Source organism: Psychromarinibacter sediminicola (assembly GCF_029168335.1).
In the GTDB taxonomy this organism is placed as follows: Bacteria; Pseudomonadota; Alphaproteobacteria; order Rhodobacterales; family Rhodobacteraceae; genus Psychromarinibacter; species Psychromarinibacter sediminicola.
In genome coordinates, this window is sequence record NZ_JARGYC010000048.1 from 26927 (window position 1) to 34784 (window position 7858).

Annotated in this window: 8 protein-coding genes; 3 read left to right on the forward strand and 5 right to left on the reverse strand. The window is 68.8% G+C overall.

Annotation, left to right across the window (positions count from 1 at the left end; all coding sequences use genetic code 11):
- Nucleotides 1-10 precede the first annotated feature (10 nt).
- Nucleotides 11-634, forward strand: a complete 624-nt coding sequence (locus tag P1J78_RS16665) for an invasion associated locus B family protein (RefSeq protein WP_275568508.1) — start codon at nucleotides 11-13, stop codon at nucleotides 632-634.
- A gap of 81 nt (nucleotides 635-715) precedes the next feature.
- On the opposite strand, the gene P1J78_RS16670 is transcribed toward P1J78_RS16665, so the two are convergent.
- The 4 genes from P1J78_RS16670 to P1J78_RS16685 form a co-directional block, all read right to left on the reverse strand.
- Nucleotides 716-1924, reverse strand: a complete 1209-nt coding sequence (locus P1J78_RS16670) for a beta-ketoacyl-[acyl-carrier-protein] synthase family protein (protein ID WP_275568509.1) — start codon at nucleotides 1922-1924, stop codon at nucleotides 716-718.
- Entirely contained in the window at nucleotides 1921-2187 is a 267-nt protein-coding gene (locus P1J78_RS16675) for an acyl carrier protein (RefSeq protein WP_275568510.1), read from the reverse strand. Before P1J78_RS16675 ends, P1J78_RS16670 begins: the two co-directional genes overlap by 4 nt.
- A gap of 30 nt (nucleotides 2188-2217) precedes the next feature.
- A complete protein-coding gene (gene lpxD, locus P1J78_RS16680) occupies nucleotides 2218-3312 on the reverse strand; it encodes a UDP-3-O-(3-hydroxymyristoyl)glucosamine N-acyltransferase (protein WP_275568511.1) in 1095 nt (364 codons plus the stop codon).
- Between the two features lie 67 nt (nucleotides 3313-3379).
- A complete protein-coding gene (locus P1J78_RS16685; RefSeq protein WP_275568512.1) occupies nucleotides 3380-4999 on the reverse strand; it encodes a L,D-transpeptidase family protein in 1620 nt (539 codons plus the stop codon).
- 362 nt (nucleotides 5000-5361) lie between these two features.
- On the opposite strand from P1J78_RS16685, the gene mepK reads away from it, so the two are divergent.
- Entirely contained in the window at nucleotides 5362-5928 is a 567-nt protein-coding gene (gene mepK / locus P1J78_RS16690; protein ID WP_275568513.1) for a peptidoglycan L,D-endopeptidase MepK, read from the forward strand.
- A 66-nt stretch (nucleotides 5929-5994) separates the two neighbouring features.
- On the opposite strand, the gene mobA is transcribed toward mepK, so the two are convergent.
- Complete coding sequence (gene mobA, locus P1J78_RS16695) at nucleotides 5995-6615, reverse strand: molybdenum cofactor guanylyltransferase MobA (RefSeq protein WP_275568514.1); 621 nt, start codon at nucleotides 6613-6615, stop codon at nucleotides 5995-5997.
- A gap of 239 nt (nucleotides 6616-6854) precedes the next feature.
- Between mobA and P1J78_RS16700 the strand changes: the two genes are divergently transcribed.
- Nucleotides 6855-7829 (forward strand): quinone oxidoreductase family protein, encoded by a 975-nt coding sequence (locus tag P1J78_RS16700; protein ID WP_275568515.1) that lies wholly within the window; start codon nucleotides 6855-6857, stop codon nucleotides 7827-7829.
- The last annotated feature ends 29 nt before the right edge of the window (nucleotides 7830-7858 follow it).

Consider the following 7858-nt stretch of genomic DNA (forward strand, 5'->3'; position numbering starts at 1 on the left):
TGGAAGAAAGATGAAAGACCTGATTCGCACGTTGCCGCTCGCCCTGGCTGTCGCGCTTGCCGGGCCCGCCATCGCGCAGGAGACGCCCCTGGACGAAGAGGCGCCGAACCCGATGGAGCTGAACATGGGCGTGGATTCGCCCGAGGAGGACGGCCCCGGCTCGGTCTACACCAAGAGCACGCACGAGGATTGGCAGCTGCGCTGCATCCGCGGGCCGGAGGGCAACGATCCCTGCCAGCTCTACCAGCTTCTGAACGACGCCAACGGCAACCCGGTGGCCGAGATCAACGTGTTCCCGATCACCGACGACAGCACGGACGCCGCCGCCGGCGCCACCGTCGTCACGCCGCTGGAGACGCTGTTGACGGCGCAGCTGGGCTTCAAGGTCGATGACGGGGGCGTCAAGCGCTATCCCTTCGCCTGGTGCTCGCAGATCGGCTGCTTCGCCCGGCTCGGCTTTACCGACGAGGACGTGAACACGATGAAGCTGGGCGCCGAGGCGAGCATCCTGATCCGCCCGGTCGCGGCGCCGGACCAGGTGGTCACGCTCGGCGTGTCGCTGACCGGCTTCACCGCGGCCTACGAGGCGGCCATCGAGGCGAACGCGGCACTGCAATCCGCGCCGGCCGAGTAACGCGCCCGCCACCGGAGGACCGGACCCCGACGCCGCCGCGCGAGATCGCCGGCGGCGTCTTTCGTTGGAACGGCCGGCACGTCACACCTTGCGCAGCGCCAGCACCGCGTTCAGCCCGCCGAAGGCGAAGGCGTTGGACAGGACCGCCGTGACCGCCGCCTCGCGCGCCTCGTTCGGCACCACGTCGAGCGCGCATTCCGGGTCCGGCTCCTCATAGCCGATGGTCGGCGCGATGATCCCGTCGCGCACCGCCATGATGCAGGCCAGCAATTCCACCGCGCCGGTGCCGCCGATCAGGTGGCCGTGCATCGACTTGGTCGACGAGATCATCGTGCGGTCCGCCTGCGGCCCCAGCGCATCGGCCACCGCCGCGCATTCGGTCTTGTCGTTGGCCGCGGTGCCGGTGCCGTGGGCGTTGATATAGCCCACCTCGTCGCGGTTCATCCGGGCATCCGCCACCGCGCCGGTGATCGCCCGCGCCGCGCCCTGCTTGGACGGCATCACGATGTCGGCGGCGTCCGAGGTCATGGCGAAGCCCGCCACCTCGGCCAGGATCTCGGCGCCGCGGCGCCTGGCGTGCTCGTATTCCTCGAAGATGAAGATGCCGGCGCCCTCGCCCTGGACCATGCCGGAGCGGTTGGCCGAGAACGGCCGGCAGGCGTCCTTCGACATCACGCGCAGCCCCTCCCAGGCCTTCACGCCGCCGAAGCACAGCATCGATTCCGAGCCGCCGGTGACCATCGCGTCGGCCATCCCCGCCCGGATCATCTGAAACGCCAACCCCATCGCGTGGTTCGACGACGCGCAGGCGGTGGCGACGGTGAAGGACGGCCCCTTGAGGTTGTACTCCATCGACACGTGGCTGGCGGCCGCGTTGTTCATCAGCTTGGGCACGATGAACGGATGGACGCGGTTCTTTCCCTCCTCGTAGACGGCGCGATAATTGTCGTCCTGCGTCGACAGCCCGCCGCCCGAGGTGCCCAGCACGACGCCGGAGCGCGCCGCTAGATCGCCGATGAATTCCAGCCCCGCCTGGCCGATCGCCTCCTTCGCCGAGAGCAGCGCGAACTGCGTGAACCGGTCGTAGAGGGCGATCTGCTGGCGGTTGAAATTGGCGTGCTCGTCATAGCCCTTGACCTGCCCGCCGATCTTCACCGACAGCCGGTCCACGTCGCGGATTTCCAGCTCGGTGATGCCGCACCGGCCCTCGCGCATCGCCTCCAATGTCTGGGGAACATCCTGACCGAGCGGGTTGATCGTCCCCGCGCCGGTTATGACGACGCGCCTCATCCGTGCTGGTCTTTCACCAGGTCTTCCACGGCCTTCACGATGGCATCGACCGAGGAGATGTCGAAGTCGCTCTTCTCGGGTTCGTTCGCGTTGAAGGGCACCTGGATGTCGAACTCCTCCTCGATGGCAAAGATCGATTCCACCAGCCCCAGGCTGTCGATGCCGAGATCCTCCAGCGTCTGACTGCCCTTGACGTCCTCGACGTCCAGCACCGCCTGCTCGGCGACGATGCGGATGACACGATCCCTGATAGTGCCCGTCATGCGCGTCCTCTCACCCTTTGGGGGGCTGATCTAATCGGTCTGGGACGCTTTTGAAACCGCTTTCTTCAGGCCCGCGACGGTCTCGGCCAGGCGCGGCAGACGGCGCAGCGCCTTGTACATCTCGGTATGCGTTTCCATCTTCACCGCCGGGTAGCCCATGACCACGCGGCCCGCGGGCACGTTCGACAGGATGTTGGTGCCGCCCCCCGCGACGACGTTGTCGCCGACGAAGACGTTGTCCACGACGCCGACCTTGCCGCCGAAGATCACGTTGTCGCCGATGGTGACGGAGCCGGCGATGCCGGTATGCGCGGCGAACAGGCAGTCGCGGCCGATCCGGCAGTTATGCGCGATATGGACGAGGTTGTCGATCTTGGTGCCGCTGCCGATGCTCGTGGGCCGGATCGTGCCCGCGTCGATGCAGGCATTGGCGCCGATCTCGACATCGTCGCCCAGCGTCACCGCGCCCAGCGAGTGGATGCGGATCCAGGGCTGCCCCTCGGCCGCGCCCGCATCGCCCATATTGGCGCGGGCGGCCTCGGCGCGCGACGGCGCGCGGGTGACGAAGCTCAGCCCGTCGGCACCGACGACCGCGCCGGGCTGGGCGATGAAGCGGGCGCCGATGGTCACCCGCGCGCCGATCCGGGCGCCGGCGTGGATCAGGGCATCGTCGCCGATCCGCGCCTCCGCGCCGATGGAGACATGCGCGGCGATGCGGGCATTGGCGCCGATCCGCGCGCCGCGGCCGATATGGACGAAGGGGCCGATGGCGGCGCCGGGGCCGACCTGCGCGGCCGGGTCCACCACGGCCGACGGGTGGACGCCCGGCGCGATCTCCGGGCCGGGGTCGAGCACCCGCGTCGCCCCGGCCATGGCGAGCCGGGCGCGGTGGACGTAGATGCCGGCCTCAAGCCCCATCGCCTGCCAGTCGGCGCCGGGCCACAGAACCGCCGCCCGCGCCTGCCCCTGGGACAGGCCGGCGGCGTATTTCGGGTCCATCGCGAGGGCCAGCTCGTCGGGCCCCGCGCTGGCCGGCTCCGCGACGCCCCGCACGGTCAGCGCGGTGTCGCCGACCGCCTCGGCCTCCATGGCCTGCGCGATCTCTGCGATGGTGACGGCCTGCATGATCCCTCCGCCGCAAATGCGAACGGCGCGGGCCGGATGACCCGCGCCGTCCCGGATGGCATGCCTTTTAGGTGCCGTAGGCGTTCAGCGAAACCCCGGAGCGCAGCAGCGCGTCGAAGATCTTGCCGTCGCGGCCATAGACGTCGTGCCGGAAGTTCAGCCGCCCCTTCGGCGAGGTATAGGCCGTGCGGTAGACGAGGTGGACCGGGATCGGCTCCTCCAGCGGCACCTGGGTGTTCTGGCCGGTGTTCAGGATGCGGTGGAAGAACTCCTTGGGGTTCTCCTCCTGCGGCTCCAGCAGGTGATAGGCGAATTCGAACGGATCCTGCAGCCGGATGCAGCCATGGCTGAAGTCGCGCCGGTCGCGCAGGAACAGCGACTTCGACGGCGTGTCGTGCAGGTAGATGTTGTACTGGTTGGGGAACATGAACTTCACCAGCCCCAGCGCGTTGCCGCGGCTGGGCGGCTGGCGCAGGTTGAACGGGAAGTTGCGCGGGCTGTAGGCGCCCCAGTTGACGGCGCCGCGCGGCACCACCTGGCCGCCGCCGGCGACCAGCTGCAGATGCCCGGCGGCCGCCCCGCCCGAGGCGATCATCCCCGGCAGGTATTCGTTCACGGCGATCGACCGGGGCACGTTCCAGTACGGGTTGATCTCCATGTACTCCATCATGTCCGAGAACTCGACGGAGCGGCGGTCGTGGCTGTTGGCGCCGATGACCGAGCGGGTGCGGAACGTTACCTCGCCATGGTCGACGATGGCGGCGGTGAAGTCGACGAGGTTCACCCAGACATGGCGCTCGCCGCGCGGGATGTTCATCCAGCGCTCGCGCTCCATCGCCACCAGAAGCGACGGCAGCCGGTCCTCGATCTGGACGTTCAGCTCCTGCATCGTGGTGCGGCCGGCGACGCCGTCGGTGTTCAGCCCCATGTCGTGCTGGAACAGCTGGACGGCCTCCTGCAGCGCGGCGTCATAGACCATCGAGGCCGAGCGCTCCATGTAGCCCATGGCGATCAGCCGGTTGCGCATCGCGACGACGGCCTGGCCGCGGTCGCCCGGCTTCAGCGAATAAGCGGGCACCGTCGGCCCCCAGCCGCCGTCGGCCAGCTGCTTCTGCAGCTCGATCCGCGCCTTCTGCAGGCGGGTGTATTCCGGAAACTGCGGCGGCAGCGAGCGCAGGAACTCCGTCGGGTTCGCCGCCGCGAAGGAGCGCAGCAGCTCCTCGCCGTCGCGGCGCGGCACGTCGCGGGCGATGCCGGGGTCGATATCGGCGGGGTCGAGAATGCCGGTCGAGACGTCGTGGGCGTATTTCAGGAAGGTCTTGGACAGCATCACCTCGACGCGACCCAGGTCTCGCTGGGTGGTGATGTTGCGCATCGCCGCCTCCAGCGCCTCCAGCCGGTAGCTGTCGACCGGCAGCGCGTGGTCCCCGGCCCGGCGCAGCGCGCCCAGGAGCGCCGCGCGGCGCGCCTTGCTCTCGGCGTCCTCGCCGACCCAGATCGGCTCGTAGCCGTTGGCCTTGTAGAAGGCCGACACCTCGGATTCGAGCGCCGCCGCCTGGGCGATGGCGGACATGAAGGGGCTGATCTGCGCCTGGGCCTGAACGGGGGCCGACACCCCGATGGCGGCCGTTGCAATCAACGCCGCCGCGATCGTCCGTCCGGCGCCTCTCCGCAGTCCAAGCAGCATTCCCGGTTCCTTTCCCCTTAAAGTGCGACTCGCATTACCCTTTAGACGCCACGCTAGCCTGTCGCGTTCAGAAGCGAACGATCACATTTCGGTCAGGCCGCGCCAGTGTCACAGGAACGCAACGGTTTCCGCCCGCCGTCCGCACGCCGCGCGCCCCGATCTTTTCTCTTCCCGGTTAACCTGAAATTAACACCGTTTCAGCAGAATTCCGCCGATTCCGAATTCATTTTGGAACCATGCGCCCCGGAGCGGTTGGATTGGTCGCGGCAATGTGCCAAAAGTTACATGCGCCTGGGGATGAGGCAGCACCAAGAGCCGCGATAACAGCGGCAAACACGGCAAGCGACGGGACGCTTTACATCATGACGACGAGCTCGAGGGGCCTTTCGAGGCGCGCGCTGCTCGGCGCATTCGCCGCCACCTCCGTGGCCGCGGCGCCGACATTTTCCAAAGCAGCCGGTTTTCTGCGCGGGGCGGGGGATATCCGCCGCATCAAGATGTACTCCGGCCGGACCGGCGAGATGATCGACACGATCTACTGGATCGAAGGTCAGTACATCAACGACGTGATGAAAGAGATCACGTATTTCATGCGCGACTGGCGCGACAACACCCAGCACGGCATCGACATGCGCACGGTCGACATCATGGCCGCCGCGCACAAGCTGATGGATGTCTCCGAACCCTACACGCTGTTCTCCGGCTACCGCTCGCCCGCGACCAACGCGATGCTGCGGCGGCGGTCCAGCGGCGTCGCCAAGAACTCGCTGCACATGCAGGGCCAGGCGGCCGACCTGCACCTGAAGTCGCGCAGCGTGAACCAGATGGCCCGCGCGGCCGAGGCCTGCCACGCCGGCGGGGTCGGGCGCTACTCCGGGTCGAAATTCGTCCATATGGACTGCGGCGCCGTCCGCTCCTGGGGCCGCTGAGGCCGCCCCCTCCTTACCCAAATCCGACTTTCGCGGGCCGCCCTGATCAGGCGGTCCCTTTTTTGTTTAGGCCCGCGCCTGCACGATCTCCTCGGCCTGTTGCAGATCCTCGGAGGTGTTGATGTTGAAGAACGGATCCACCGGGTCGGCGAGAAAGGTCGCCTCGGCCGCCCCGTAAAGCGCCACCCAGTCCATCACCTTGCGCGCGCCGTCCTGCAGCGCCTCGCGCAGGTCGCCGCGCAGGAAGACCGGCCAGAGCCCGAAGACCGGGTGGCGCCGGTAGCCCCCGGCGCCGTCGGGAGTGACGGCGATTGCGATGGGCTTTTCGTGCCGCTCGGAGGCATAGCGCAGCTTCTCCACCAGGTCGGGCGGCAGGAACGGCGTGTCGGCGGCGACGGTGACGATCTCGGCCAGCCCCTCGCCCGCCGCCCAGTCGAGCCCGGCCAGCACCCCGGCCAGCGGCCCGAAATGGTCGGGCGTCGGATCGGGCAGGACCGGCAGGCCGAACGGCGCGAATCGCGCGGCGTCGCCATTGGCGTTCAGCACCACCTGCGACACCTGCGGCGCCAGCCGGCCGATCACGTGGCTCAGCACCGGCTTGCCCGCCAGCGGCAACAGCGTCTTGTCGCCGCCGCCCATGCGCCGCGACAGCCCGCCGGCCAGAACGATCCCCGGAATCTCGCCCATCGCGCGCCCATTCCCCGCCGCGGACCCCCTGCCCGCGCGCGCCGAGCCTAGAGCATGTCGCGCAAAAGTGGGAACCGGTTTTGTGCGCCTCGGACATGCGAGATCGACAAGTCAGAGCGCGTCGCGTGAATGCGACTGAACGCGACACGCTCTGGTGCAATCCCCGCGCCCCCGCCAGCGCTGGACGCCGGCGCCGCCCCGCCCTACCGTTCGCGGGCCGCAGCAACGGAGGGACGACGATGGCACGCACGGTGGTGATCGAGGAACATGGCGGGCCGGAGGTGATGAAGCTCGTCGACCGGCCGGTGGGCGAGCCGGGACCGGGCGAGATTCGCATCCGGCACGAGGCGATCGGGCTGAACTACATCGACACCTATTTCCGCAGCGGGCTCTATCCCGGCGAGCTGCCGCTGGCGCTGGGGATGGAGGCCGCCGGCGAAGTCGAGGCCGTGGGCGACGGCGTGACACATCTGCGCGTCGGCGACCGCGCCGCCTATGCCGCGCGGCCCCCCGGCGCCTATTGCGGGGCCCGCGTGATGCCGGCGGCCCAGGTCTGCCCGCTGCCCGACGGGATCAGCTTCGAGCAGGGCGCGGCGGTGATGCTGCAGGGGTTGACGGTGGAGTACCTGTTCCACCGGATCGTGCCGATCCAGGCGGGCGACCGGGTGCTGTTCCATGCCGCGGCGGGCGGCGTCGGGCTGATCGCCTGCCAATGGGCGAAATCCGAAGGCATCGAGCTGATCGGCACCGCCGGGACGCAGGCGAAATGCGAGCTGGCCGGGGAGGCCGGCGCGGCGCATGTGATCAACTACCGCGAGGAGGATTTCGTGGCGCGGGTGCGCGAATTGACCGACGGGCGCGGCGTCGACGTGGTGATGGACGGCGTCGGCAAGGACACCTTTGAGCGCTCGCTCGACTGCTTGCGGCCGGTGGGGATGATGATCTCCTTCGGCAATGCCTCGGGGCCGGTGCCGCCGGTGAACCTGCTGGATCTGTCGAACCGCGGCTCGCTGCAGGTGACGCGACCGACGCTGTTCACCTTCGCCAGCGACCACGCCACCTGCCAGGAGATGGCCAAGCACCTGTTCGACAAGATGCTGGCGGGCGACATTCAGGTGACCGTCGGGCAGCGCTTTGCCCTGGAGGACGTGGCCGAGGCGCACCGGGCGCTGGAAGGGCGCGAGACGACCGGCTCGACGGTGCTGACCCTGTGAGGTCTCGGACCGCTTGCGCGGTCCGATCC